At 57.3% G+C, this 26,544-nt stretch carries 11 protein-coding genes and 1 other RNA gene; 7 read left to right on the top strand and 5 right to left on the bottom strand.

Annotated elements, in window-relative coordinates; all coding sequences use genetic code 11:
• Positions 1-6: 6 nt before the first annotated feature.
• The 5 genes from ACFZPT_RS21240 (at position 7) to ACFZPT_RS21220 (ending at position 17,994) form a co-directional block, all read left to right on the top strand.
• The gene (locus ACFZPT_RS21240) at positions 7-1,506 is read left to right on the top strand and encodes a DUF262 domain-containing protein (protein WP_379555627.1); all 1,500 of its coding nucleotides are present in this window, start codon (positions 7-9) and stop codon (positions 1,504-1,506) included.
• The gene (locus ACFZPT_RS21235; protein WP_379555628.1) at positions 1,496-3,529 is read left to right on the top strand and encodes a DUF262 domain-containing protein; all 2,034 of its coding nucleotides are present in this window, start codon (positions 1,496-1,498) and stop codon (positions 3,527-3,529) included. Before ACFZPT_RS21240 ends, ACFZPT_RS21235 begins: the two co-directional genes overlap by 11 nt.
• Positions 3,530-3,713: 184 nt before the next feature.
• Positions 3,714-6,980 carry a DISARM system SNF2-like helicase DrmD gene (gene drmD, locus ACFZPT_RS21230; RefSeq protein ID WP_379556271.1) on the top strand — a complete coding sequence of 1,089 codons (3,267 nt, stop codon included), beginning with the start codon at positions 3,714-3,716 and terminating at the stop codon, positions 6,978-6,980.
• A complete protein-coding gene (locus ACFZPT_RS21225; protein WP_379555629.1) occupies positions 6,977-12,043 on the top strand; it encodes an Eco57I restriction-modification methylase domain-containing protein in 5,067 nt (1,688 codons plus the stop codon). Before drmD ends, ACFZPT_RS21225 begins: the two co-directional genes overlap by 4 nt.
• Positions 12,043-17,994 carry a DEAD/DEAH box helicase gene (locus ACFZPT_RS21220; RefSeq protein ID WP_379555630.1) on the top strand — a complete coding sequence of 1,984 codons (5,952 nt, stop codon included), beginning with the start codon at positions 12,043-12,045 and terminating at the stop codon, positions 17,992-17,994. Before ACFZPT_RS21225 ends, ACFZPT_RS21220 begins: the two co-directional genes overlap by 1 nt.
• Positions 17,995-18,063: 69 nt before the next feature.
• Here the strand turns inward: ACFZPT_RS21220 and ACFZPT_RS21215 are convergent, their stop codons facing one another.
• Positions 18,064-18,264, bottom strand: coding sequence for a hypothetical protein (locus ACFZPT_RS21215; RefSeq protein WP_379555631.1), 201 nt, complete (start codon positions 18,262-18,264; stop codon positions 18,064-18,066).
• Positions 18,265-18,410: 146 nt separating this feature from the next.
• Between ACFZPT_RS21215 and ACFZPT_RS21210 the strand changes: the two genes are divergently transcribed.
• Together ACFZPT_RS21210 and ACFZPT_RS21205 are read left to right on the top strand one after the other, a co-directional pair.
• A complete protein-coding gene (locus tag ACFZPT_RS21210; protein WP_216574296.1) occupies positions 18,411-19,574 on the top strand; it encodes a dsDNA nuclease domain-containing protein in 1,164 nt (387 codons plus the stop codon).
• A gap of 33 nt (positions 19,575-19,607) precedes the next feature.
• Entirely contained in the window at positions 19,608-21,323 is a 1,716-nt protein-coding gene (locus tag ACFZPT_RS21205; RefSeq protein ID WP_379555632.1) for a hypothetical protein, read from the top strand.
• A 63-nt stretch (positions 21,324-21,386) separates the two neighbouring features.
• On the opposite strand, the gene ACFZPT_RS21200 is transcribed toward ACFZPT_RS21205, so the two are convergent.
• The 4 genes from ACFZPT_RS21200 to ACFZPT_RS21185 form a co-directional block, all read right to left on the bottom strand.
• The gene (locus tag ACFZPT_RS21200) at positions 21,387-22,643 is read right to left on the bottom strand and encodes an integrase domain-containing protein (RefSeq protein ID WP_379555634.1); all 1,257 of its coding nucleotides are present in this window, start codon (positions 22,641-22,643) and stop codon (positions 21,387-21,389) included.
• A 184-nt stretch (positions 22,644-22,827) separates the two neighbouring features.
• Positions 22,828-23,217: a transfer-messenger RNA gene (ssrA, locus tag ACFZPT_RS21195) on the bottom strand.
• Positions 23,218-23,311: 94 nt separating this feature from the next.
• Positions 23,312-23,590: a hypothetical protein gene (locus ACFZPT_RS21190; RefSeq protein ID WP_034115114.1), complete on the bottom strand. Its 279-nt coding sequence runs from the start codon at positions 23,588-23,590 to the stop codon at positions 23,312-23,314.
• Positions 23,591-23,722: 132 nt separating this feature from the next.
• Positions 23,723-26,533 (bottom strand): FAD-binding and (Fe-S)-binding domain-containing protein, encoded by a 2,811-nt coding sequence (locus tag ACFZPT_RS21185; RefSeq protein ID WP_034115113.1) that lies wholly within the window; start codon positions 26,531-26,533, stop codon positions 23,723-23,725.
• Positions 26,534-26,544: the final 11 nt, after the last annotated feature.

The raw sequence follows: 26,544 nt of genomic DNA, 5'->3' as shown, positions 1-26,544 counted from the left end.
CGATCCATGACGCAGGAATCTCTTGTTCGGGTCAGTACCCTGTCATTCGCCGATGTGCTGAAGGCAAGTGACTGGCCATTGGCACTGGACAGCTATCAGCGCGGCTTCGTCTGGGGCCCGGACAAACTGATGCAACTGGCCAGTGACCTCGCAGAATTTGCAGAGCAGGCGGACAACACCCTGCCTTACTACATGGGTGTGGTGTTGCTGCATCGCGATGCATACCAGTCGAGACGGTTCATCATCGATGGTCAGCAACGCATAACAGCGCTGTCGCTGTTGTACTACCGCGCTACCGGCATGCTGCCAGCGGGCCAGGCGCTCAGCTATTCGGGGCAATCCGCGCGGCATATTTCTGAAGGATTGCAGGCTTTGAAGCAGCTAGAGCCGATTGCGCGGGAGGTTATCGAAAAACTTCGTCTGACGGTGATCGAAGTGGACTGCACCGATCTTGCCTTCACCTTTTTCGATACCCAGAACAACCGCGGAGTGCGCCTAGAGGCCACCGACCTGCTCAAGGCTTATCACCTGCGTGCGATCGATCATGCAGATGGTGAGGGCAGGCTCAAGACAGCACTGCAGCAGCACTGCGCTGAGCGTTGGGAGTCACTGCAACGCCACCCCGCGATACTTTCTCCAGGTCAGGATTTCGCACCCAACCTATTCAATCGTTTTCTCTGGCGTGCGCGGCGTTGGCGCGGATCGCAAACGCCTGCGGGCAGGCACGAGGCGCTACTGGCCGAGTTCCAGCGCGACACTTGGCCCCATGTTGCAGACAGCCGCAGTCGTATCGATAGCGTGCCTCTCTACGCCACCCGGCACAATCGGCTGGCGACCGCGCTGACGCTGGCGGGCGACGGCGAGTACGTACTGCAGGGCAGTCAACTGCGTGTAAGCCACAACCCCGCAAACTTGCCGATGGCGGTGCGCCAGCCCATTCATGCGGGTGTGGGATTCTTTCTCTACACAGATAAGTACTCCGCGCTGCTACAAAGGCTGATGAACGATCTTGAGCCATGCAGGCACGTGAGTTCGTTCCGCGTTATCTATCGACAGCTGCTGCGCAACAACCAGGAGTATCTGCGCGAGATCTTTATGCTCTGCAGCTTGGTGTACGTGGATCAGTTCGAAGTTGAGCAACTGACTGCGTTTGCCCTGCGCCTGGAGTTTCTGCTGGGCGCGATTCGTCTGGAGAAAAAACAGGTCAAACAGGAGACCTCCGCCAACTTTTTCAGGCTGGCCGAGCTGAACCTGCTGGATGTGATTGCACAGAGTTACCACCCGAAACAGGTGCTGGATTTTCTGCAGCAACGGCAACAGGCCGTGGCGTCGTTGTATGCCAATGAAACGATTGAAGTGGGGAATGGTGTGCAGGGGCGATACAAAAGGGCTGTCCTGGAGTTCTATCGGGGGCAAGCGGATTCTGAATGCCGCAGCCTTGCGGGCAAATCGCAATGGATCGAGGCGTTCCTGAAGGCTTTCCAGGAAGATCGCCATGAAAATTGATTCCAGCCTCTGCACTCTGGAACAGTTGGTCAACAAGCAAGACGCCGCCTGGTGCTTTAATGTGCCAATCTACCAGCGCTTGTACGTGTGGGGTGATGACCAGATCAAGACGCTGCTGACTGATATGGCTAATGCCTTCGATCGACGCGACACGCAGTTTTTCCTGGGTGGCACGCTGTTGGTGGAGAAAACCGCCGAGGAAGACCGCCATCAGGGCGTGCGCCGCTTCGACCTGATCGACGGGCAGCAGCGTTTCACCACGCTGTGGATGCTCAGCACGGTGGCGGTATGGAGCCAGGTGATGGGGGACTTCAGCAGGGTTGTGCTGAAGGACGGTGCGATTCCGCGCCTGCACTTCTCGATCCGAGAGCAGGTGAACGACTTTCTTGCCAGCATGATGCTGGGAAGTAGAGCGACGACCAGCGAAGCCATCGACACCCAGAGCATGAGAGAGGCACAGCAATTGATGACCTCCTTCGCGCAGACCTACAAGCGTGCGGACGGCGGGCCTGTGGATGATGAATATCTCAAGGCGCTGGCCGGCTTTGTTTATCGCAACGTCTCGCTGGTGCTCACACAGGTGCCCGAGGGCATGGACTTGAATAAGCTGTTCGAAGTCATCAATAATCGTGGCATCCAGCTACAGCACCACGAGATTCTCAAGGCCAGGCTGCTGCGTGACATCCCCGCAGAAAGCCGTTCCCGCTACGCGGCATTGTGGAATGCCTGTGCCGACATGAGTGGTTTTGTCGAGCGCAATCTTTGCCTGGAAACCCAACTGGAGGCGCATCGGCTGGGTGATCTCTATAACAAGGGGCAACTGCTGCATGCAGGCGCCGTGCACGGGCTGCTGAGCCGAAAGGTTGACGCCGCGCAAGCGGAAGGCGACGAGCGACTGACCTTACAAGCTATCGTTGACGGCGGGCTTACCGATATCGGCACGGATCCGACAGCCATCGCCGTGGATGATGGAGAAACGTCCTGGGCGCGAAGCATTATCGGCTTTCCGCTCTTCTTGCTTCATGTGCTGCGCATTTGGTTGAAGGAGCAAGGGCAGGCGGATCTGCCCCGCGTGCTAGATCGCCAGTTGCTCGCTTTGTTCGAGGCGCACTTGCTGGTGCCGTCGGAGTCAATACAGCGTACGGCGAGGGCGCAGGGATTCATCGATCTGCTCTGGCGTATGCGCGTGCTGTGGGATGAGTACGTCATCAAGTGGGTCGATCAAGGCGATGAAGAGATCCACCAGGTTTGCCATACCTCGATTTCTGCCAGTGATGACAAGCGTTACATCAATCGCAGTCGTGACAATTCCCTGCATCAGGGCCTGTCGTTGCTGCAGAGCATGCTGTATCACTCGCAGGAGATCACCACTCATTACTGGCTGACGCCATTTCTCTACTTCATCCACAAGCATGCGCACACCGTGCGTGGTGGCGGCGGCGGCGAGGTGGAGCGCTATTACGGCTTCCTGTGTCAGTTGGATAACCAGTTGCTGGGGGAGGCTACCAACAAACCGCTGGTCGCGCGTACCCGCTCGTTCATGGACGATCCCTGGCGCACCGCATCTGCACTCCAGTTCGAGGATGTGCTGCCGTGGAGCCACGGCGTTGATTTTGCGCATTACTGGTTCTACAAGCTGGACTTTGTGCTCTGGCATGAACAGCAACGTGACCATGAGTTATGGGGCAATTTCCGTTTTACCGCAAAGAACTCGGTAGAGCATATTTCGCCGCAGAATCCACAAGCGACCGACACCAACAAGGTCTCGAAGGATTGGCTGGACCGCTTCGGCAATCTCGCGCTTGTCTCGCGCAGTATCAACTCAGAGTACGGCAATCTTCCCTACAACGAAAAGCGCCAGCGATTCCTTAACAAGCGGGCGCTCGAGAAGCGGCCTGACTCCTTGAAAATGGACTTGATCTATTCGGAAAATGAGTGGGGGGATGCCTCGGCCGATGCTCATCAGACGGCAATGCTGGCGGCACTGCGACGCCATTACCAAAGGGGTTTCAACCTCGACTAACCGCAAGCAGCATGTAGGGCATAATCGACATGCTCTAGCTCTATCCCCTCCAGCCAGGTAAGGTTCAGTAGCGGCATTAAGCCATCTTTTTCTTATGGTCAATACAATTTTTCGGGCGGAGCTGAGAATTCTGTTTACTTACAGCCTTTTCGTCGATTCACATCCGATCTGAACGGAATCACCAATGAATAATTCACACCCTACGGCCAATCACCTTCCCCGCGTCGGCATGCTAGCAACTGTGCGTAACCGCCGCGGTGTAATCTCTTCTGTAGAGCCCTTCAGCGATAGCAAGACCTCTGCCTTGCTGCACCTGGTTACCATCGAGTTCAGCGATACCGATGGTGATGCAGAAGAATCCCTGCTGTGGGAACGTGAGCGCGGCCCGGTGGTATTGGAGCCGAACGCGCTGCCCAAAATAGATCGCGAAGCTCCGATGCAGCAGGATGAGTTTCTGGCCTTGCAACGCGCAGCTCGCTGGAGCGCGCTCACGCCGTTCCTGTCGGCCAGCAATCCGCAGGAACGTTCAGAGCCAGTGCCCACTGCCCCTGTCTACGGTGCTGTCAGTGTCGACGACTTCCAGTTGGTGCCGCTCGCCCGGGCCATGCGTATGCCGCGTGTTTCTTTGCTGTTGGCCGATGATGTGGGTTTGGGTAAAACCGTTGAGGCCGGCCTGATTCTGGCCGAGCTGATTCGTAAGCGACGCATTCGTCGGGTGCTAATCATCACTCCTGCAGCCCTGCGCACCCAGTGGCAGCAGGAGATGGAGGAAAAGTTCTCCCTCGGCTTTGATATCGTCGACAAAGCCGCCACGCACAAGCTGCAAAAGGAGATGGGGCTGGATGCCAACCCTTGGCGTGCACTGCCGCGCATCATCACGTCTTACCACTACTTGCGTCAGCCGGATGTGCTGGAGCAGTTCATCGCCAATTGCGAATCCATCAAGCAGCGGGGTGGTGCACAGCTGCCTTGGGATCTGTTGATTGTCGATGAAGCCCACAACTTGATGCCGTCCAACTTCGGCGAAGACAGCGATCTGGCCAAGATGCTGCGGATTCTGACGCCGTATTTTGAGCACCGCCTGTTCCTGACAGCCACACCACACAACGGCCATACCCGCTGCTTCTCTGGTCTGCTGGAACAGCTAGATCCGGTGCGCTTTACCCAAACGCCGGATTTCACGGACAAAGAGCGCAAGATGATCGGCGATGTGCTGATCCGGAGGCTGAAAAGCGAGATCAACGATCAGGATCGCCAGGCGGGCCGAGTGCCGCGTTTCGCCAAGCGCTATCTGGAACCGTTGCCGCTGTATATGTTTAAGCCGGAGCAGGAGCTGGCGGCTGCCGTTCGCAAGTTTTGCACGCAGTTGAAAGGCATTATCCGCACCGCTCCCGAAGCACGGATGGTGCTCAATTTCGCCATTGAGATTTTGCGCAAGCGGTTGCTGTCGTGTCCGGTGGCCTTTGCCGACAGCTGGTTGCGCTTCAAGGAGGGCCTGGCTGCCAAAGAGGCTTTGCAGGCAGCTGAAGTGGCTGCCGCCCGTCGTGCCAGTGAAGAAGATATCGATGATGATCAGGAACGCGAGAGCCGCAGCCGGCATGCCGCGCAGGTCGTCGGCGCCTGGATGCACCCCTACGTGGATGTACTGCAACCAGAGATTGACGCAATTGATGCCGCGCTGAAGTCTTTGGGGCTAGACAAACAGCCCGTGGTTAAGGCCAAGCCGAAATCGGATGCCCGCTTTGATCGCCTGCGTGAGCTGATTGGCAAGGAGCTGCGTAACGCTGAACAGTGGAAAAATGATGAGCGACTGATCATTTTCACCGAGTACAAAACCACGCTCGACTATTTGGTCAACCGCTTGAATGACGAGTATGGCGCTGAACCCGGCAGCATCTGCATGCTCTATGGCGGCATGCATGAGGACGAGCGCGAGGCGGTAAAGCGCGCCTTCAACGATCCGGACGCGCCGGTACGTATTCTGGTTGCGACCGACGCTGCTTCTGAAGGCCTTAACCTGCAGCACACCGCCCGCTTGTTGATGCACTACGAGATTCCGTGGAACCCCTCGCGTCTGGAGCAGCGTAACGGTCGTATCGACCGTCATGGTCAATCGCGGGATGTCACCATCTTTCACTTCACCAGCGAAGATGACAGTGACCTGCAGTTTGTCGCCCGCGTACTGAGCAAGGTCAACGACATCCGCGAGGATCTAGGTTCGGTGGGTGAGGTGTTTGATGCCGCTTTTCAGCGTCGCATGATGGAGATGAACGAAGACCGCGACGTGTTGGGTGACCTGGACCTGCAGATCAGCAGTCGCAGAAGTGCAACCGAAGATGCTCAGGTTCGCACAGAGGAACGCGGCGAAGACGAAAAACAACGGTTGCAACAGCTGCTGGACGATCTAGACCTTAATCCCAGTACCCTCAAAGAAACACTCGGCATTGCCATGGGGCTGGGTGCCGCGCGCGAAGTGCTGGATGGTCCCGATGCCCAGGGCCGCATGCGCTTGCGTACGCCGCTACCTATGCGTTGGCAGGCCGTGGTCGATGACAGCCTGCGCTTGCCTTCACAGAAAGGTGTCAGCGGCGCCATGCCCTGGCTGGTGTTCGATAACCACTTCTTTATCCACAACGTCAATGGTCGTCCGGTATTCCGCCCCTCTCCGGACACCGTGCTGCTGCACCTGGGCCATCCGTTGCTGCGTCAATCGCTCAATGCCTTTGCACGCTTGCGCTTTCCGGGCGGGCAGACCGACTTTCAGCCGCCTAGCCGCTGGCTGGTAAGCCGAGGTCAGGTGCCGGCTGGCGCTGAAGCGCTGGTGCTGTTCACAGTGGAGGAAATGGCCGTTAACGATCTACGCGAAACCTTCCACCACTGGACCCGCACCCTGGCCCTGCCGGTGCAAAACAATACCCTGGGTGAACCCTTGCCTTATAGCGGGCCGCACCATGGCTTGCTTGGCCAGCAAAGTTCAGCCGATGTATCCGCCGCACGCGACCTATGGGACGAGCTGGAAGACAAGATTAAAACCTTATTGGGCAGTTACCGAGCTGAGTTGACCCAGATCCTTAGTACCCAGCTCAAGAGTGCGTACGAGCAAGCGAAGGATCATGAAAAGGAAGCCTTCGAGCAGCGCATTCGTGAAGTTGCTGCCCTACAAAAGGCACAGAGCATCGACAAGCTAAAACGAGAAATAGAGCAACAGCGGGTGGCCAGCATCCAGCAGCAACTATTCGATGATGCCGACGCACTGGCCGAAAAGCGTTTGCGTGATCTGGAGGACGAGCTCAAGCGCCGCCAGAACCAGTTTGGTGACCTGCAAGAACGTCTGACCGAAGAGAAGCGTCGTATCCTCGAGCAGGTTTTGCCGCGCCGCTTTACCCTGCGTGGCGAAGCTCAGGTCTTTCCGGTAACCATTGAAATTCGTTTCCCGGAGGTGGGTGTATGAGCCTGCATGCGGAAGGATGGGCGCAGCTCAAGCACGGCGGCCTGCTGATTTCTCCGGCCAAGCTGGATGAATGTTTCCCGGCACCCGCACCCGTCATGAGGGAATTTGCGGCCGAAAAACTCCGTCGTGCGCTCACGGCGTTTGACGGCAGTAATGAAAGCCTGAGCAGCCTTCTGGATTACATCCTGCAGGATCTTTCAGGCCTGCCCGCAGATGAATGGCAAAAGGCCCAGGGCGTCGACAGTCGCTGGGCCGTGCGTAGCTTTACCGGCGCCCAGATCAAACCGCGCCGCCTGTGGCTGGGGCCAAACGGCGAAACCCTAGCCGTGTTCGTACCTGATGATGGCGGCTCGCGTCAGTTCGCCAGCCGCTTGGGGGTAGGGCGCTCACGACAGTTGTTGGGGCGCGTGGTGGAGTGGTTGCGCCGTACCGGGCAGGCGGTGGCGCTGGTAACTAATGGCCGCCAATGGCGCCTGGTGCACGCCGGTAGTGATTACGACGCCTGGTGTGAATGGGATATCGACCTCTGGTTCAACGAAGGCCAACCCTCAGCGCAGACAGTGGTTTGGCGCACACTGCTCAACCGCAGCACGCTGTTAGCGGAACAGGGTCAGAGCCTCCTGCTGCAAGCCATCAGCGCCTCCCGCAAGGGCCAGGCTGAGCTCTCCAACGTGCTGGGCGAGCGCGTGCGGCAGGGTGTGGAAGAGCTGATCACCGCTTCCCATGTCGCCATCGAGCAGGCTCAACAGCAAGGGCAGGCGCACGATTACAAAGATCTGTATGTCGCAGGCTCGCGCATCATCATGCGCTGCATCATTACCCTGTTTGCCGAAGCCCGCGGCCTAATGCCGGTCGACAATCCCATCTATCAGCAGGCCTACAGCCTGGAAGGGTTGCGCCATCAAATGGACCGCCGCGCCGGTGGCCGCGGCAACGAACGTCTTAGCCAGGGCCGCAGCGCCTGGCCGCGCCTGATTGGCCTGTTCAACCTGATCCATGAAGGCTCCGCCCACGAGCGCCTCACCGTACCCCGTTATGGCGGTGCGCTATTCGAGCCGGGACATCCTGGCAGCGCCGATGGCATTTCTCGTGCACTGGCGCTGCTGGAAAGCAGTCAGAACCTGGTCAGCGATCTGCAGGTGCACAAACTGCTGCGCCTGCTCACCCGCACCAAAATGAAGGTGCGCCAGGGCCGCGGCAGCCGCTGGGTCGATGCCCCGGTGGATTTCTCCACCCTGTCTTCGGAATACATCGGCATCCTTTACGAAGGCTTGCTCGATTTCGAACTCAAACAGGCTGCCGACAACGACCCGGTGATCTTTCTCGCCGTAGGCAACCAGCCGGCCCTGACTTTGTCGCAGTTGGAGGCGATGGACGACAAAGCCATCAAGCAGCTGTTCGAAGCTCTGAAGAAAAAAGACAAGGCCGGTGATGACAGTGGCGACGAAAGTGAGGAAGAAGCTGAGGAAGCCGCAGATACCGATGACGGCGAAGACAGCACCAACGACGAAGTAGAGTCCGTTGAGGACGACAGCGAGGAAGAAATTGTCGCCAGCGACGACAGCGCAGAAGAGCTGACCCTTAGCGAAGACCATCTAGTCCGGGCCAATGCCTGGCTGCAGCGTGCCGCGCAGATTGCCGGGCTGGTAAAGAAGCCCCGTGGCCGCAAAGCCAATGCCACCGGTGATGAAGAACAACGGGCACTGGAAAAAGCCGGCAAACAGCTGTGCGCTCGTATGGTCGCCCCCGGCCAATTCTTCCTGGTGCGCTGGGGTGGTACCCGTAAAGGTGCTGGCACCTTCTACACCCGGCCGCAACTGGCCGCGCCCACTGTGCGCCGCACCCTGCAACCATTGGCCTATGAGGCCGTGCGCATCGAAATCGATTCGCGCACCGGGCTGGACTCCGTAGTGGAGTGGGCACCGAAAAAGCCCGAGCAGATTCTGGCCCTGAAAGTGTGCGACCCGGCCATGGGCTCCGGCTCTTTCCTGGCGGGTGCCCTGCGTTACCTCACCGAAGCACTGACCCAGTCGCTGTTCCAACATAAGCTGATCGAGCGTAGCGAAGACGGCGGTGTGCCGCGCATGGCTGACGGCAAGTTGGCGGAACTGCTCAGCGATGAGCTGACCAAACTCAATCCCAAAGATGATGGCTTTGAAGAGGCCTTGCGCGCCCAGCTCAAGCGTCACATTGTGGAAAACTGCCTGTACGGCGTGGATCTTGACCCGCTGGCAGTGGAACTGGGGCGTATGGCGCTGTGGGTGGAGACCATGGACCGCGATCTGCCCTTTGGCTTCCTTGATCACAAGCTCAAGGTCGGCAACGCCCTGGTGGGCACCTGGTTTGACACCTACCGCGACTATCCGGCCATGGCCTGGGAACGGGAAGGCGGCGACAAGGACTATCAGAAGAACAAGCCTGAGGGCCTGATCAACCACTGGTACCAAGACGCGAAGGGCAAGCGCAAGGGGGACGTCTTTACCGATGCGATAAAGGCCCGCAGTAAGGCAGTGCCCGAGCAACTGCAGGCGCTGCTCAGCGGTCAGATGGCTTTGGATGGCGCTCTGGATGCGGGCAATGTGCACGACGAATTGCTCAAGGTGTTCCGCAAACTGCACCGCCTGCCTGTACACGAAAGTGAAAAGCGCGCCGAGGTCTATCGCAACGAGGTGCTTAACAACCCCCACTACCATGCCCTGAAAGCACGCATGGATCTGTGGTGCGCGCTGTGGTTCTGGCCAGGCGAGCAGATCGAAGTGGCACCGCTGCCGCTCGACTTTGTCAACCCCAATGCACAGGCGCTGGCCATTGCCGCCGACGTGGCTCGTCGCCAGCGCTTTTTCCACTGGGAGCTGGAGTTCCCTGATGTGTTCACCGCCACCCAGGACGGTTTTGATGCGCTGCTGGGCAACCCGCCGTGGGAAATCCAGAAACCCAACTCCAAAGAGTTTTTCTCCAACAACGACCCGCTCTACCGCGCCTATGGCAAGCAGGATGCACTGGCCAAGCAACTGGAGTACTTCCGCTCCTGGCCGCAACTGGAGCACGACTGGATTGCCTACAACTCTGACCTTAAAGGTATGTCCAACTGGGCAAAGTACGTGGGCAAGCCCTTTGGCGACCGCGTTACCGAAGACAAGAATGGCAAGAAAAAGCACGACCTGAATTTAGGTAGTGGCCGAAACAGCTTCGACGCCTCGGCGGTCGCACACAAAAAATGGCTGCAGCAACGCAAGAAGCACAAAGGTTTTGCCGATACCGCGCACCCTTTCCTGCATCAGGGCTCGGCCGACTTGAATACCTATAAGCTCTTCCTGGAGTTAAGCCATGCGTTGCTGCGTGGGCAGGGGCGCTTGGGCATGATCGTGCCCAGCGGTATTTATACCGACAAGGGCACCACCGACCTGCGCGAGCTGTTCCTGAGCCAGTGCGACTGGCAGTGGCTGTTTGGCTTTGAGAACCGTGCAGGCATTTTCGATATCCATCGTTCCTTCAAATTCTGCCCACTGATCGTGCAGAAGGGCGGTGCAACCCGGGCCATCCGCGTCGGCTTTATGCACCGCAATGTGGACGATTGGGAGCAGGCCGAGCGACATGTGCTGGCCTACCCGCGGGCGCGGGTGGAGGAGTTTTCGCCGTATTCCAAGGCCATTCTGGAAATCCGCAGCGTGCAAGACCTTCACGTACTGCAGAAAATTTACGCCAACGGCGTGCTGTTGGGTGACCAGAGCGAAAACGGCTGGGGCATCAAGTACGCCACCGAATTCCACATGACCAACGACTCCAAGCTGTTCCCGCCGCGTCCCAAATGGGAGGAAAAGGGCTATCGCCCCGACGAGTACGGCCACTGGCTGAAAGGCGCCTGGCGCGACCACGAGGGCCCGATGCCTATTCTGGAGCGCGAACCGGGTTTGGTGCTGTCGCGGGATGGGCGGCAGGCGATTCGGGTGGAGGCGATTGAGGATGTGGCGTTACCGCTTCTCGAAGGCAACATCATCGATCAGTTCCAAGTTTCCTCAAAAGGGTGGGTTTCTGGGAAAGGACGTTCGGCCGTTTGGCGAGAAATCACCTCGGACAGCGAGGAGCTTGATCCTCAGTATTTGATCGGCCTCGAAGATGCCGCTTCGAAAAAATACAAGTCTGGAGAGATGGCCGGTCAGCCAAAATGGCGTCCTGTGCCAAAGGTCACTTTTATCGATGTGACGTCGGCAACCAACGCGAGAACTGCGCGAGCCACCTGTACTCCATTTTTCCCATGCGGCAACACGTCTGCCGTGCTGGGCTCCCAGCAAAGTGTGTTTGCGCTCGCAACGGCTATGAACTCCTTCGTTTATGACTTCGTTGCAAGAGCACGATGTGGTGGCTTGCACCTGAATTGGTTTGTGGTTGAGGAGTCGGTTCTTCCTGAAAAGGCAGTAGCGCCCTTTCTGGCTGGAATTGGCCAAGCCTTGATCGGTCATCTCAGGATTTTCAGCTTTGCACTTGAAGATCATCCGAGGAATTTTGCTTTGACGCCGGCGGAACGCATACGTCAGCGGTGTATATCTGAAGCCTTGGTTACGAGCGCCTTAGCCCTTTCCAGTGATGAGCTTGTTTACATCTTGGCTGATTGTGACCATCCCCAACGGTCGCTTACCGACGCTTTCACGGCACAGCTCAACCCCAAAGGTTTCTGGCGCATAGACAAAGACAGAGATCCCGAACTGCGCCACACCATTCTGTCGCTGGTCGCCTTCCACGATCTGCAGGAAAAAGGGCTAGATGCCTTCCTCGCGCAGAACGATGGCGAAGGCTGGATGATCCCCGAACAGTTGCGCCTGGCCGACTATGGCTTGGGCCACGATGATCGCGCGCAGGAATACCAGCCAGTGACCTCGCGCCTTGGGCCGCGTTTTTTCGACTGGCAGATGAGCGAAGATGTGGAGCATTCCTGGCAGGAGTGTGCGGCCCATGCCGAACTGATCCGCCGCATCGTGCCATTGCCGCAACCGGAGCACGCCGACGGGGTTGCTGATGAGCGGGCGCCATATAAAACAGAATCACCGCAGAGAGCACTGTTCTGATGCTGAATCCCATTACTTATACCGAAGACGTCGTAAGCGACTTTCTGCGCTACCAGCTCAGCACCTATGCTTTTGCCGATGAGAGTCTGTACCGGCAGATGCGTGAACTGCTCAACCTTGAGCACACCCGCAATACGCCGTTGATGAAAGGGCCATTTATCTCCCTGTCGCGCACCTTTATGAAAGGCGCCAGTCTGGAGCATTTGGTCAACGAAGGCGTGTTGCACCCGCACATCCGGCAGTTGTCTCCCTATCCGGGCGCCTACCTGCACCAGGAAAAGGCCTTCCGCTCCATCAAGGCCGGCCGCACCACGCTGGTGGCCACCGGTACAGGTTCGGGCAAGACTGAATCCTTTCTACTGCCGATCATCAGCCGTTGCCTGCACTTACGGGACGAGGGGGCCGAGGCGGGAGTGACGGCGGTAATCGTTTACCCCATGAACGCCCTAGCTGAAGACCAGTTACAGCGTATGCGCGAGCTACTGGTGGGCACCGGTGTGACCTTTGGCATGTATGTGGGCAAGACCCCGCGCACGGAGGCGGATATCAATGGCGTTCGCCTCCCGTCAGGCAGCACGGTGGCTGATTACCGCAGCAAGCTACAGCAAATGCAGCAGCAGAAAATGGATGTCGCCTTGCATCCGGCCGAGGAGCGGGTGAGCCGTGAGGCCATGCGCACACCAGGCCAGCAGCCGCGCATTCTGCTGACCAACGTCAAGCAGCTGGAGCTGCTGCTGACCCGACAGCAGGACCTGGAACTGTTCGACAATTCACTGCTGGAGTTCATGGTATTCGACGAGGCGCATACCTTTACCGGTGCTGGTGGCGCCGAAACCGCCTGCCTGATTCGCCGTTTGCGTGCCTATTGCGGCAAGGACGAAAACAGCACCACCTGTGTCGCCACCTCCGCCACCATTGCTGACCCGCGCCGCGGTATCGAAGCCGGCCGCGAGTTTGCTAGTCGCTTCTTTGGCGTTGATGGCCAGAATGTCGAGCTGATCGGCGAAGCCTACGAAGAGGACATCTGGGGCGAGCCGCGCACTGTCAGCGCGCCCTTCAATGGCGATCAGGCCATGCAGCTGAAAACCGTGCTGGAAATGCTCGGCACGCTGGACCGAACCGAGGTCGAGCCCGCCGACTTGCAGGCGTTCCGCATCTGGTTCCAGACCACCAGCGGCATGCGCATGGCCGGTGACAACTGGCGTGAGGCGCTGAACCAGTGGCTCAGCCATAACGAGGTGGTGTTTCAAATCGCCGATGTGCTGCGCCGTCCGCGAGCCGTGGCTACCTTGCTGGAAGAGCTGAACGACAAACTGGGACGCCCGATCACCGAAGAGGAAATCCTCATTTGGCTGGCTCTGGGGGCTGCGGCCCGTAATGGCGACCGGCCGTTGCTGCGACCGGTGGTACACGGGTTTGTGCGCGGCGTTAGCGGCGCGGTAGTGACCTTTGAAGAAGGGCTAGGGCAGCTGGGTAGACTGTGGCTGTCGGCTGAGGATGCACTGGCTGCGAGTGACGGGCGTGATCCGGAACTGAAAACCTTCCCACTGTCGAGCTGCACGACATGTGGCCAGCACTACTTCGAGCATGGGCTGGAGGACTTCAATTACACCGGTGATGCGCCTGGCGGTGGCTCGGCCGAGGGCAAGAGTCGTGTGTGGCGTGCGCAGGACATTCCGTTGGGGGGCGTGCGTGCTGTCTCATTGGATCATCAGGTAGGCTCCGATGGTGAGGAAGAGCCCTCGCGCACTGAGGTGCTCTTCGTCTGCCGTTATTGCGGCACCACGCATGACCGGCAGGGTCCTGAGTGTGTTGGTTGTGGCCGCAATAAGACCCTCAAAGCATTGCATTTCGTACAGCAGAAAGAAGAACACATTGGACGTTTGACCCGCTGTGTATCCTGCGGCGCCCATGGTCGCCGGGTGAGCGGCAGTTACCGCGAACCGGCCCGTCCAGTACGCGCGACGGGCGTGGCTGATGTGCATGTACTGGCCCAAAGCATGATCCACCGTGCCGAGCGCAAGCGCCTGCTGGTGTTCGCAGACAACCGCCAGGATGCCGCTTTCCAGGCCGGGTGGATGCAGGATCGCTCTCGTCGTTATCGTCTCAGGGAGCTGATCTACAAGAAACTGCGCGAAGGTGCCGTCTCGGTCAGTGACCTGGTGTTGTGGTTGGACAAGTTTCTGGATGCCGATGATGAACTGTCCCGGGCGTTGATCCCGGAAGTCTGGCGGGTTGAACCCAAATCGGAAACCAGTCTGGCGCATGCCGAGGAGCGCAAGTGGTTTTTGCGTGCCCAGGTGCTGCGTGAGCTGACGTTAGGAGCGCGGCAAAGCACCGGTCTGGAACCGTTGGGGCGTTTGAAGATCCAGTATCTGGGGTTGGATGAAGCACTGCCGGTTATTCAGAAGTGGGCAAGGGCGTTGGGCTGCTCACCGGCGGACTTGCGCGACGGTATTGCCTCGTTGCTGGATGCAGCTCGTTCCAGGCGCATGCTGTTTGATCCTGTGACCCGCATGTTTTCCAAATTCTGGCTGGACGGTGAAAAGGAAGTACTGCGCGGTTATCTGCCGATCATGCGTGGTGTGCCGGAAGGCTTGGTGTTTGAGCGCGATGGTCAGCATGACAAAGGACGTATCAAGCAGTGGTTCAGCAGTTACGACAGTTCCGCCAAACAGGCGGCTGTGAGTTGGGGAGTGGATCCAGATCACGTTCAGTCGTTTCTGGATGATGTTTGGCGGCTCTGTACCGATGAGCTGGAGTTGTTGACGCAGGTGCAGTTCAAGGGCGCGCGCGGAAATAACCTGCCAGGCTGTCACGGAGCCACGCAGATGCATGTGGATCACATGATGCTGTTGCCTGCGTCAGGCATGTATCGCTGCCAGACCTGCCGGCGGCTGCATGCCCGGGTCAACCCCGGTATGACCTGTATGGCCTGGCGCTGTAGTGGCAAGCTGGTATTCGAGGCCGAAAATCCGGATAACTACGACCTGCTGCTGCTGGATCAGGAGTTTTCCATGCTCCGTGCCCGTGAGCACTCTGCGCAGATTCCGGGGCCGGAGCGTGAACGCATCGAAAACGCCTTCAAGGGCGAGAGCGAGCGCATCAATACCCTGGTGTGTACACCCACGCTTGAGATGGGCGTGAACATCGGCTCGCTGGATGCAGTCTTGATGCGCAACGTACCGCCTTTACCGGCCAATTACTGGCAGCGGGCTGGTCGTGCTGGGCGTCAGTTCCGCATGGCGCTGGATCTGACCTATGCACGCACAACCAGTCACGACCGAGCCTACTTCAATCAACCGCTGAAGATGCTCGAGGGGTTGGTGGAGCCCCCAAGCTTCAACCTGCGCAACCCCGTCATGGTTGCCAAGCACGTGAATGCTACGGTACTGACCACGCTGCTGCAGATGCTGCGTAGTAACTGTCTGCCTGGACAACAGGCCGCTGCGCTACAGGAGGCCTTGTCTGCCTGCTTGCCACCTCAAATCAGACCCTATCTGTTTACCTCTGATGGCATGGTGAGGGCTGAGCCTCTAACGGTTGAAGCATTGAGCCAGCAGATAGCGCAGCATAAAGCAGTACTCTTAAATGCTGTGATCAAAGCCTTCCACCAGGGGTGGCCGACCAGTGACCGCGAGGTAGTAAGCTGTGGCCAGTTGGAGGTGCTCATTGGTAGTTTTGCTGAGCAGCTCCAGGGGGTAATCAATCGTCTATTCCAGCGCCTGCAGTGGGCTTTGGGGCAGTTGGAGCGGTTGCGCAAGGTGGCCGCTGGCAAGGGCGCACTGGACGCCGATGAAGAGGCCTTGCGCGCCCGCTGCGAACGGTTGGTAAAAAAACTAAAAGGCGAGGCCAAGCGCAATCGTAGCCAAGCAGAGGGTTTTGATGACACCAATACCTATGGCGTATTGGCGGCTGAGGGCTTTTTGCCGGGTTATGGACTGGATAGCGGTGCGGTAACCCTGACCCATGTAGCGCCTCGTCACAGCAGCGATATCAGTGACTGGGAGTTACGCCGTAACACTGCTCTGGCTGTTCGCGAATATGTGCCTGGTAACCTGATCTACGCCAATGCGCACAAATTTGTGCCCCGTCACTTTCATCTAGTCCCGGAAGAGCCTCTGGTATTTGCTGTGGATGTGGCAAGTGAGTCAGTCCAGGAAACTGGCCCGAACACTAAGGCTGGCAGTGAAGCCAGCTCCATGTCGGTCACGCAAATTCCGGGTGTAGCCATCTGCGATGTGGATGCACCCCATCATTCCTACATTTCGGACGATGAGGACTACCGCTTCCAGATGTCGGTGGCAGTCTTTGCCCAAGACCAAGGGCGGCACTCCGGCGGTAAAGTCTATGAGTGGGGCAAAGCGCAGTTGCAACTAAAGCATGGCATGCACATGCGCTTGATAAATGTTGGCGCGGCTTCGCAAGTGCGTTCCGGGGCGTTGCTGGGATATCCGCTGTGCCTGGTGTGTGGTGCTAGTCGCTCGGCCATGAGCAGCCAGCAGGAGCTGGATAAATTTAATGAGCATCATATCGAACGCTGTGGCCGTCCCGTTCAGACCATCGCTTTCTACGCCGAGGTGGTAGCCGATGCACTAGTACTACAGGACTGCGCCTCCCAGGGAACTGCCTACAGCGTCATGGAGTCGCTGCGTCAGGGGGCTGCCGACGTGCTGGATATGGAAATATCCGATCTGCAGGTGCAGGTGATTGGCAAACCGGGCAGTGAGTCGGTAGATGCGTTGCTGTATGACCCCATGCCGGGTGGCTCGGGCCTGCTGGAACAGTTGCTGGAGCACTGGCCGGATGTGGTGAGTGCGACAAGGCGCTTGGCCGAGGAGTGTCCGTCTGCCTGTGAGTCATCCTGTGTGGACTGTCTGCAGCATTTCCGCAACTCTTTCTATCATGACAAACTGAATCGCCATACCGCGCTTGAAGTGTTCAACAACTGGGGAAGCACCCTGAACTTTGCCCATGAATTGGCACCTGTATTGCCGGATGAAACACTGACTCAGCAACCGGGTAATCCCCCTGAGCAACAGCTGGTGGCAATGCTGAAGGCGGCAGGCATGGCTGCGTTTGAGACTGAGCGGCCGATTCAGCTATTCGGTGGCATCACGACCCGTCCGGACGTGTATTTCCACGAGCCCAACGATCAGTACGAGGGCGTTTGCATCTACTTAGATGGCATGAGCGAGCACCTGCACGGCAATGCCCTAACAGCCGCCAAGGATCGTCAGATCCGTCAGGAGTTGCTGAATACAGATTACGAGGTGATCGAAATCCAGTTCCAGGAGCTGTATGACAAGACTGTGATGCGTGAGCACATGCGCCGCATTGCGCGAGCAGTGATCGGCAAGGCGAAGGCCAAGGAGTTGGCGGCCAGTGATGACTGGTTTGATTTGGCGTCTGATCCAAAGTCTGGAGCGGCTGTATACCGTGCCAAAGTATTGCCATTCAAAACCCTAGCCCCGGAAGACGCGGGCTTTGTGCCATACCACAACTGCGTTCCCTTGGTTGGCCTGCAGGTCGCTGCTGGGGCCTGGAGTCAAGAGCAGGGCGGGCTGACTGCGCTGGCCGAACATGCTGAAGATTGGGTCGCGTTGGATGACGGCAAGTTGGAGCCGGGCATGTTTGTGGCGCAGGTGGAAGGTCGCTCCATGGAACCCTTGGTGCCTGATGGTAGTTACTGCCTGTTCCGGCCGGTGCCGGCTGGTAGCCGCCAGGGCCGAAAGCTGCTGGTCAGGCATGCTGGTGTGGCCGACACTGAAACTGCTGGTGAGTACACTCTGAAGGTTTATACCAGTGAAAAAACTGCCAGTGATGACGGTGAATGGCAGCACGAGCGTATTACCCTCAAGCCACTAAATCCGGAGTACCAACCATTGGTACTTGAGCCGGAAGAGGAGGGGGCGGTTATAGCTATCGCAGAGTTTATAAAAGTGCTGTAAAGCAGCAGCGATTTCGAGTACCCATGATGAGTAAAAATGAGTGCACTTATGTTGACGTCGCTGCGTGTATTAAATTTGAAAGCTTGGAAGTAAATCGGCGAGATTCGTCCGGCTATCAAATAGTACGGTAGTAGCTACCGCCAGCTTGCAGATAACGGCAAGCTGGCGCATCACTTGCAGATTGACCTTCTCGGGCACGCCTTCCTCCCGAAGGCGTGCCCGATCTATGCCGAATTGCATTCGAGGATTTTGCACCTCGCTTGCGGTCAATCACCTCTCGTTAGCGAGTACCGAAGAGTAAGCGAACGGGCAACACATCTTGCGGAGTAGAAGGCGGGCACCTTTACAGCGACCGCAATGTGAATGATGATGACAAGGTGCCATCCTAGGTGGCGAAAGTGCATAGGGAGCATGCCTTGACCATTTCAGCTGGCGCCGCAGAGTTACTCCTCGTCGCGAATAAACCGGGCCTCACAGAGGCAGGTGGTGGCCACGGTGCTAAAGGTGTGGACTTTCAGCGGTGGTGGGCCGTGCTCAGAATGGTGGAGCTGGAGCAGGCGGGCGAGATTGATTTCTTGCTGCTTTTCGAAACGGTGCAGGATGTCACTGAGCTGGACTCGTCAGACACCCCGTCGCGTGCGCGCGTTTACCAGGTAAAAAAGAAAGATCGGGGAGAGTGGAGCTGGTCCGTACTCACTGGGACAACATTGCCTCCGAAAAAGAAGAACCCAGCAGCTTCAGCGAAGTCGGTATTACCTAAGTTTGAAAAAGTCGCCGACAGTGCCCTTGGTAAGCTTCAGCTCAGCCTCGCAGCTTTCGATAAGTTACCTGTTCAGGCCTTCTTTATCTCGAACGCTGGCTGTGACATTCCCCTTGCAGCGGGGGGGAATGCAGCGACGTCGATGCCTTGCTCGCTCGCGGATTTTGCTCCTGATCATGCAGATTTGTTGTCTCAAGCTTTGAGTTCGCTAAATGCGAGCGGCTCGCCTGCTCCGGATTTGACGAAGCTTATGCTGAAGAGAGTTGCTATCCACCCTGATGAGCCCAGTAGCTACGTCATCAAGGTTGCGCTAGAACTATTGATGCAGCGCAGTCCTGCTCATGCGGGCCAAGCAGCTTCGTTCGTCGAATCCCTCGTAACGAAGATTTCGCCTCTAGGTCGCCACACTGATACTTGTTCGTCTTTCGGAGAGCTCATTAAGCAGCGTGGGTTCGCGAGGCATGAATTTGTATCCGCAATGGGGGCACTTGAGGCAATTCCAGATTATTCGGCCTATCTGAGTGTCTGGCTCACGCAACTACAAACCGAAGGAATGGACTTCATGTTGGTTACCGCGGTGCGAGCGGAAGCTGCGCGCGTGGTTCGGGAGCAACTAGCAGGCACAACACCTCCCGATGTGCGATCTGTTCACAATTTCTGTGACAGCTGGCTCGATGTCAATGCGGCCGGACCGCATTTGCGGCCGTACTTCGAGGCATGTTTAGCCGAGCTGAAAAAGAATTTCACTAGCTTTCGCGATGCCGAACTACTCGCGCGCTTTGCAATGAGGGCTATTAAAAAATGCGTGGACCCGAACTGAGACTCCTCGTTCGTAGCTTGAGAACTAAGAACTATGAAAAGCTTTCGATTCGAAAACATCTGGCTGCTCTCGCACCGCGACAGGAAGGCGAGACACGTGGGCTTCCACCCGAAGAAAAACCTGTTGAGGGGGAGGAACTACACTGGCAAGACGAGTCTGATTCGAAGCATTTTTGAGACACTTGGTGCCAAGCCCCAGGGAAAGCTAGAGTCGTGGGATGAAAATGCCGCCTCTCTCCTGGAGTTCTCCATTGGGGGGTGTCATTTCTTCGCACTGCACCAGAATGGGCGACGCGCACTTTTCAACGCAAATCAGGAGATGATCGTGGCCACCTCTAAATTCGGAGAGTGGTCCGAGGCATTCTGCAGCATTACTGATTTTAATTTGGTGTTTACCGATAAAAGAGAGTCGGCAATTAAACCGGCGGACCCCGCATGTTTTTTTTTGCCGTTCTACGTAAATCAGGACGGCAGTTGGCAGTCCGGCTGGAACACCTTTAGCGGCCTTCAAAGGTTCAGCTCTCCCTGGAGTGCAATCTTGGAGTACTTCACTGGCGTATGTCCGCCGGAGTACTACCGGGCCAGAGCCGAGAGAGTTCAAGAATCCAAAGCGCTTGAGGATCATCGGCGAGAATACAAACTTCTAGAGCGCACTATGGAGCGGTTCAGTCGAACGCTGCCCTTATCTGGTCCCAAACTCAACCCTGAGAACTTTGCCGATGAAATTGCGCTGCTGACCCACGAGGTGACTGAGCTTAATCAGAGGCAGGAGATGCTACGGAGTGCTGCCGTTCGTGAGCAAGATCTGCTTTCCAGTCTTGAGCAACAGATTCGATTGGCAGATGACGCTCTGGCGGCATATGGTCATGACGCAAAATACCTACGGGCTGAAGGGGCGGAACCTCTGATTTGCCCAACCTGTAATGCAGAACACACTAAGTCGTTTCATGATTTGCTCCAATTCGCTGAGGATGCACGCGTGCTGCGAGAGCTCGCAGGGCGCCTCAGAGATGACGCGAACGAGGTTCGGAATCGATACGCCGCCACGTTAGCCAAGCTCCATACCCTAGACGAGAGCTATCAGCGAATTTCTAGGCTACTGGATACCCGCAAAGGAGAATTAAAGTTTCAGGATGTCGTTGAGAGCATTGGAGCGGAAAGCGCAGTCGCGGCTTTCGAAGCCGAGCGTAAACTTCTGCAAGGCGCGATCGATAAGGCCCTGGGGGCCTTGGATGCTCTAGATGAAAAAATGAAGTTACTCCGTGCGCCGAAAAGAACGAGAGCGATATTGGAAAAGTTCAGATCCTACTACTTGTCTGGGCGCGTCGCGTTGCAACTTCCCGCAGTAGACGCATCTAAGATGAAGCTTGCTGGACGTCCAGATCTATCAGGAAGCGGAGGCCCTCGATCAATTTTGGCTTACTACGCAGCACTCTGGCAAACGTGCCAAGGTGTAACGGGGACTTTCGACGTGCCGGTGGTGATCGACTCGCCGAACCAACAGGCTCAGGACGACGTCAACCTGCCGGCGGTGCTTCAGTTCATCGCAAAAGAGTTACCAGATGACATGCAGCTAATCGTTGGATTAGAGACCGAAACGGACTTTCCGTTCGACAAAGAGATCCACCTAGATGTGCCGTACTCAATGCTCCGGGAAGATCATTGGGCTGAGGCGGAGCTCATCGTCGAGCCATTGCTCGAGAAGATGTATGCAAAAATGACATCTGATGTTGAGAGGGTCAGCAAGTGATGGAAGGACCGATGGCGCTTCACGTTCCAAAATCCAGGCTCTTGATTGCCACCGGTTCCAGTTTCAGCGTATAGAAACGACTTTTCGGTCCCTATTTTCATTTGTTGCTGAAACCGAAAGGCTGCCGGTGGCCGCACCGTGGATGTGTTCGCTCCACCAGGCCATCATCGGCCGTCTGCGATCGATATAGTCCGCTCGATTATACGCGCTCCGTACCTCATTTTTGTCGACGTGGGCTAACGCAACCTCAATTAGCTCAGGATCCCAACCGTGTTCATTGAGGATAGTACTCGCCATTGAGCGCATGCCGTGACTTACCAGGCGCCCCTCGAAACCCATACGCTTCAGCGCCATATTGGCCGTCTGGCTGTTGCAGTGGGTGCGCGGGTTTCGGTCTGCAGGGAAGACGTACTCCCGGTGTCCGCTATAGGGCTTAATCGCTTCCAAGAGCGCCAGAGCTTGCTCCGTGAGCGGAATGATGTGTATCCGACGTTTCTTCATGCGCTCCGCCGGTATCGTCCAGATCTTCTTTTCAAAGTCGATATCAGCCCAGCGGGAAGTGGCAGCCTCGGCTGGCCGAGTCATGGTGTGAAGTTGCCACTCAATTAGGCAGCGCGTAGTTCTTTTTATGCTGGCATTGGCAATTGCCACCATGAGCTCTTTCAGCTCATCGGGCGCAAGGGCCGCCATGTTTTTCTTTTTGGGCTTTTTGAAGACGGAGCGGATTCCACTGAGCGGATTCGCGTGAATCAATCCCGAATTGACACCATAGGTCATGATCTCATTGAGACGTTGGGTTAGACGTTTAACGGTTTCGAGACTGCCCTTCGTCTCGAGGGGGCGAAGCAAATTTATGACTTTAGGGGCCGTGATAGCAGAGATTGGGGTGGTGGCCAGATCAGGGAAGACATGCAGCGTGAGAGAGCGCCAAATATCCTCGGCGTACGCAGGGGTGACTGAATCCTTTTTGAGCTCGAACCACGCTGCCGAGATATTTTCGAAAGTGTGTTCCGTGGCTGCTTTTTTCGCGTGCCGCTCGGCGTCGCGTTTCTCTTTAGGGTCCAGCCCCTGGGCGACAAGCTCTCTCGCTTCAACGGTTCTCTTACGTGCTTGCGCTAGGCTCACTTCAGGAAAGGTGCCCAATCCCATGTTTATCCGCTTTTTCGTCACAGGTTGGATGTAGTTGAAATTCCATAGCTTAGATCCATTGATTCTCACTCGCATCTGAAGGCCGTTGCCATCGGTGAGTATGTAGTCCTTTTCCTTTGGCTTCGCGGCTTTGACTTTTACGTCTGAAAGGCGCGTGGCTTGGGCCCCCATGGTGTATTCCAGTGCTGTTTATGTATTCCAAAAAATAGCAGGTGAGGGCTTGGAATACCACTTGGAATACACGAAATCGTAGATGGTCACGGATGCTGGTGGACGCTTGTGGACTCTAAACCCCTGTATTCACTGGATTTCAGGCACAAAAAAAGACGTCCGTGGACGTCTTTAGATGTAAAAGTGGTGGAGCCGGGGGGATTTGAACCCCCGTCCGCCAGTACTCCGCTGTCGGTACTACATGCGTAGCCGTGTCTATTAAGTTAACCCTTGGCGACCCGACGGGCAGGGTGCTTTGGGCGAGTTGTGTAAGTTTTAGCCGCTTCGTCCACAACGTACTGCACGGCGATTCTGTTCTATATGACAATCATTTTGGGTTTACAGACATCCCCTGATGATTGCTGGGCCCGAAGGCACCAGGAGTGCATGTCAGCTGCAATTAAGCAGCGAGAGCAGCACCGTATTGGTCGTCATTGGCAACTATAAGAAGTTGCAACAGTGGATTTACGAGTTCTGTTACCAACTCGGCATGCACCTAAAGTTTCGCAACCGGCGTCGAATCCTAAACGGCCCCGTGCTTGTAACTCGTTGTTTCGTAGTGAGTGACAAGCCTGTGCAGTGTACGCCAAACCGTCACGGAAGGCCAACCCGAAGGTTGGCCTTAACGCTTACTCGCCACCTTTCTCGCTGTTTTGCAGGTCTTGCAGCGTCTTGGAGGTGATCTCGATGCACTTCTTGTCATCGCCTGCGGCGTGGGCCGCTTTAGCCTGGGCCACGGCGGTGTCGATTTCGCCGCTTTTGCCACTGGAGTCGGTGGCGAGTAACGCTTTACCGTTATTGATTTTATCCAAGTTGATCTGGCATAGGTCTTTGTCGCCGGCGGCAAAGGCGGGAGAGGCCAGCATCGCAGCAGTCATGAACAAGCCAGCTAGAGCGGAACGCTTCATCGGGTATCTCCTTGCGCAAAAGGGCTCGACGCTGCTGGCGTACGGCTGCCAGCGACATCAGTGAGGGCCTCGATTGTCGAGGCCTATTCAGCTGACTACGCCAACGCGCAGGGGTTCTGTTTTTTTGCAGCGTTAATGGGCACGGGCCTGGGTGACCCGGTCCACCAGGTAGACCAGTCCGTGATAATCGATGCCGCCATGTTGGCTCAGGCCGATCTCGCAGGTGCGGCTGGTGGAAATGCCTTCGCTGCAAAATTGCACCGCGTCCTTGAGTGAGCGCAGCGAATGGGCATTGAGTTCCGGCGTGGTAAAGCCCTTGTCACCGGCAAAACCACAGCAATGAATGCCTTCCGGGATGATCACGGTGTTGGCGCAACGTCGGGCCAGTTCAATCAGCGCCTGGCTTTCGCCCAGGTGTTGGGTGCTGCAGGTGACGTGCACCGCGATCGGTGCTTCCTGCGGTGTGAAATCCAGTCGATCCATGAGATGGGTGCGGATAAACCGCACCGGGTCGTAGAGGTCCAAGCGGGTTTCGCCCAGGTCTTGCACCAGGCGCAGGGTGCAGGGGCTGGTGTCGCAGTAGATGGGGTCCAGGCCGCCGCGACTGGCGTGGAGCAGGGCGCCGATCAGTTCCTGGCGTTTGTGTTCGGCCTGTTCGGCGTAGCCTTTTGAAGCGAATGGCTGACCGCAGCACAGGTTGTCTTGATTCTCTGGGATAACCACTTGGTAACCGGCTTTTTCCAGTAGGCCACGGGTTTTGTCGTACAGCGACATCTGCTCTTTATCGCTGGCAGCTGGGCCCATTGCCCGCGACACGCATGCCGCAAGGTAGACCACGCGGGGCCGATCGTCAGTTACGGGGGGACTGAAGCGAATGGCTTTTTCCGGCTGGGGCATGGCATTGGTCCACTGAGGGATTTGCCCTTTCGACAAACGGGTTGCTGTGGCAGACAGCTTGGCCAGGCGCGGCGCGCCCAGCAGCATGCGGGCGCCATTCGCCACATGCAGGGTAAAGCGCGCACCTTGCAACGCAGTGGAGAAGTGGGTGGCCAGCCATTCGGCCGTTTTCGTACGGTCGGCGTTCCTGGCGCGCAGTTTTTTCACCAGATCGCCGGTATTGATTCCCACAGGGCAGCGCTGGGCGCAGAGGCCGGTTGCGGCGCAGGTGTCGATGCCTTGATAGTGGTATGCCGTTTCCAGTTCGGTGGTATCGACCCCGGCGCGTTTCTTGGCTTGTATATCGCGCCAGATCACAATGCGCTGGCGCGGGCTCAGTGTCAGCCCTTTGGATGGACACACCGGCTCGCAGAATCCGCACTCGATGCATTTATCCACCAACTCATCGGCGGCGGGCAGCGGCTTGAGGTGCTTGAGGTGGATCTGCGGGTCTTCGCTGAGCACCACGTCCGGGTTGAGAATGCCGTTGGGATCGAGCAGGCGCTTGAGTTGCCACATCAACTGATAGGCATCGCTGCCCCATTCCAGCTCGACGAATGGGGCCATATTACGCCCGGTGCCGTGTTCGGCCTTGAGCGAACCGCCGAACTCCACTGCAACCAACTGCGCGACGTCATCCATAAACGCTTGATAGCGTGCGACTTCCTCACTGCTGTTGAAGCCTTGAGTGAACACGAAGTGCAGATTGCCTTCCAGCGCGTGTCCGAAAAGGATCGCTTCGTCATAGTGATGTTTGTCGAACAGTTCGATCAGGCGGTTTACGCCGATAGCCAATTGCTCGACCGGGAAGGTCACATCTTCGATGATCACCGTAGTACCGGTCTTGCGTACGGCGCCGACGGCGGGGAAGGTGTCTTTACGAATGGCCCACAGGCGGGCGTTTTCCACGGGGTCTTCGGTGAAGTCGACCTGTTTTTCCACAGGAAAACGGGCCAGGGACGCCATGATCAGTGCCAGTTGTTCCTGCAGTAGCGAGGAAGTCGCCGCGCGGGATTCGATCAGCAGTGCGCAGGCATTTTCCGATAGGTGTTGTACGAACGCGGGCATGCCGGGTTTGTTCTGCACCGAACGCATGCTACGGCGGTCCAGTAGCTCTACGGCCGAGACTGGCTGAGTTTTCAGCACGGTGACGGCGTTGCAACAGGTCTCCACATCCGGGAACACAATCAATGCCGACGCCTTGTTCGGATGATCGACCACGGTGTTGTAGGTCACTGCACTGATGAAACCCAGCGTACCCTCGGAGCCCACCAGCAGGTGGCTGAGAATTTCCAGCGGGTCGTCAAAGTCCACCAAAGCGTTAAGTGACAGGCCGGTGGTATTTTTCAGGCGGTACTTATGGCGAATTTTCGCCGCCAACTCGGTATTTGCCCGCGTTTCGCGCCCCAGTGTTGCCAGGCGCTCCAGCAGTGCGCCGTGTTGCGCGCGAAAAGCGCTGACGCTGACAGGGTCTTCCGTATCCAGACGGCTACCGTCGGCCAACACCAAGCGTATGCCCGCCAGGGTGTGGTAAGTGTTCTGTGCGGTGCCGCAGCACATACCGCTGGCGTTGTTGGCAACAATACCGCCGATCTTGCAGGCGTTGATGGATGCCGGGTCCGGACCGATCTTGCGCCCGAACGGCGCGAGCCAGGCGTTGGCCTGCGCGCCGATCACGCCGGGCTGCAAACGGATCTGCGTGCCTTGTCCACGAATTTCGCGGTCGTTCCAGTTGTCGCCCAGTACGATCAGCACCGAGTCGCTGATCGCTTGCCCGGACAGGCTGGTGCCGGCGGCGCGAAAAGTAACGGGTACATGGTCGCGTTGGGCCCATTGCAGCAGCGTCACGACTTCGTCTTCGGACTCTACACGGATCACCAGTTGTGGGATCAATCGGTAAAAGCTGGCGTCGGTTCCGAACGCGAGGGTGGACAGCGGGTCGTCGAAGCGTCGGTTTGGTGGGATCAGCTGTGCGACGTCATTAAGGAAAGCGGCAGGCAGACTCATTCGTCCTCCAG

The sequence above is a fragment of the Pseudomonas sp. MD330_10 genome (assembly GCF_042610415.1).
GTDB classification, from domain to species: Bacteria; Pseudomonadota; Gammaproteobacteria; order Pseudomonadales; family Pseudomonadaceae; genus Aquipseudomonas; species Aquipseudomonas rhodesiae.
The sequence above is the reverse complement of the archived record's forward strand: the minus strand, read 5'-3'. Positions and strand labels throughout refer to the sequence as shown.

Coding starts and splice junctions, on each gene's coding strand:
- drmD (WP_379556271.1), top strand. CDS start 3,714: ATGAATAATTCACACCCTACGGCCAATCACCTTCCCCGCGTCGGCATG.
- ACFZPT_RS21225 (WP_379555629.1), top strand. CDS start 6,977: ATGAGCCTGCATGCGGAAGGATGGGCGCAGCTCAAGCACGGCGGCCTG.
- ACFZPT_RS21235 (WP_379555628.1), top strand. CDS start 1,496: ATGAAAATTGATTCCAGCCTCTGCACTCTGGAACAGTTGGTCAACAAG.
- ACFZPT_RS21205 (WP_379555632.1), top strand. CDS start 19,608: ATGAAAAGCTTTCGATTCGAAAACATCTGGCTGCTCTCGCACCGCGAC.
- ACFZPT_RS21240 (WP_379555627.1), top strand. CDS start 7: ATGACGCAGGAATCTCTTGTTCGGGTCAGTACCCTGTCATTCGCCGAT.
- ACFZPT_RS21190 (WP_034115114.1), bottom strand. CDS start 23,590: ATGAAGCGTTCCGCTCTAGCTGGCTTGTTCATGACTGCTGCGATGCTG.
- ACFZPT_RS21185 (WP_034115113.1), bottom strand. CDS start 26,533: ATGAGTCTGCCTGCCGCTTTCCTTAATGACGTCGCACAGCTGATCCCA.
- ACFZPT_RS21220 (WP_379555630.1), top strand. CDS start 12,043: ATGCTGAATCCCATTACTTATACCGAAGACGTCGTAAGCGACTTTCTG.
- ACFZPT_RS21200 (WP_379555634.1), bottom strand. CDS start 22,643: ATGGGGGCCCAAGCCACGCGCCTTTCAGACGTAAAAGTCAAAGCCGCG.